The 1,418-nt window shown below is 44.8% G+C and carries 1 protein-coding gene and 1 pseudogene; both read right to left on the bottom strand.

Features of this window, described 5'->3' with window-relative positions; genetic code table 11:
• Positions 1-288 (bottom strand): annotated as a pseudogene (locus ACT3TJ_RS17900) (transposase); the annotation flags it as partial.
• A gap of 258 nt (positions 289-546) precedes the next feature.
• The gene (locus tag ACT3TJ_RS17895) at positions 547-1,245 is read right to left on the bottom strand and encodes a DUF4214 domain-containing protein (protein ID WP_444666127.1); all 699 of its coding nucleotides are present in this window, start codon (positions 1,243-1,245) and stop codon (positions 547-549) included.
• Between the last annotated feature and the right edge of the window lie 173 nt (positions 1,246-1,418).

Below are 1,418 nucleotides of genomic sequence, written 5' to 3'. Positions count from 1 at the left end.
TGGAGCCCTTGCGTACCTGCAAGCACCTCATTTTCATGGTCGTTAAGATCTTGATAGCCAGCGGCGATTCCAAACACGCGCTGACGGACCAAGGTGCCGAACTTGTGGCGAATTTTATCTGGTGCCAGAAGATAATGAAGTATCGATGCCAAGCGACGTGTAAGTCGACATTGCTTGTCGTCTTCCCGTAGCAAAAGTAACCCTGCATCGGAGGTGATGTGACCTCAACAAGCCAGCTTCAATTTGGTGCCGTGAGAGTAGCGAGAAGGTCAATTTTTCAGGCATTATTTTGGAAGTAACTTTTGATCTTGGTTTTGATGCAAGATCTTGAAAATTTAAAATTGCCAATCGTTTTCTTTTATACGCCATGAAAAATTTAAGTTAGGGTTTATCTGACAAGTTGTCTTCGTGATGAGTTCCTATCGCTTTCATAATGTGGACTGTCTGCCAACGAAATCTCTGAATAGGGTTGGCAGACAGTTTTGAAAAGCATAGTCAGAAACGTATCCAGAAACGTGTTTCCAGTTTAAACTTCATGCTGAAGTATCAGAAGATAGTAGCATCCTGATTGTTCTGGCCGATGAGCACCAAGTCAACATGCTCATCTGAAAGTGCAAACGCCTCCAGAATATCGTCACGATCCTCGTCACTCGCCAACTGGTTCAACCAATATTCCTTGCCTTCAGCATCACTGGGGCGACCCAGAGTATTGTTGTACAGCGCCTCAATAAAATCACTGTTATTGAGGTTGCTGCCATAACGGTTGATGAACTCATCAGAGGCCATGAAAATCTCAGCGATATCATCCAGGTCCAGATCGTCTTCGCCCCGCATCTGGTTACTCCAGTAAGTCAGACCAGCTTGGTCTGGAGCACGATCGAACGCAGCGCTATACAAAAGTGTCACTTGCTGGTCATAGGTAAGCCGGTCCTCGTTAAAATCAATCCGATCATCCCAGTCACTCTGAATATCCAATCCATCGATGTTATTCATGTCATTTGAGTCATTCCGACGATTCCAGTCATTAAGTTCACCGTCAAAAATTTCAAAATACACGCCGTCGCCACGATCTTCATAAATCGTTATATCATCATCGTTCCACTCGGTTTTGACGATACGGTTGCCCTGAACGCTGTAACGATCGTCGTTATCAATGGCCTCATTTTCCCAGCGGCCATCGTCCCATTCCCGAATAGCTAAAACATGCCCATCGGTAATATCAAACTGGTAACGGTTGTCAGACATAAACTATCCCCTGTTAGAGATCACATGACACAAGATTGATTGGTCAGAAATTGCTGTTAACGGTTCTAATTCCCGTCGCTTGAAGCCATAGCAATAGTCCTTGATGCAAGCAGCACGATCTACATCCTCTAACTGAGTGGCTCATGTGCCAAGATATGACTCGAAACGTTCAT

It is taken from the genome of Halomonas sp. AOP30-A1-24 (assembly GCF_052378165.1).
GTDB classification, from domain to species: domain Bacteria; phylum Pseudomonadota; class Gammaproteobacteria; order Pseudomonadales; family Halomonadaceae; genus Vreelandella; species Vreelandella citrativorans.
The sequence above is the reverse complement of the archived record's forward strand: the minus strand, read 5'-3'. Positions and strand labels throughout refer to the sequence as shown.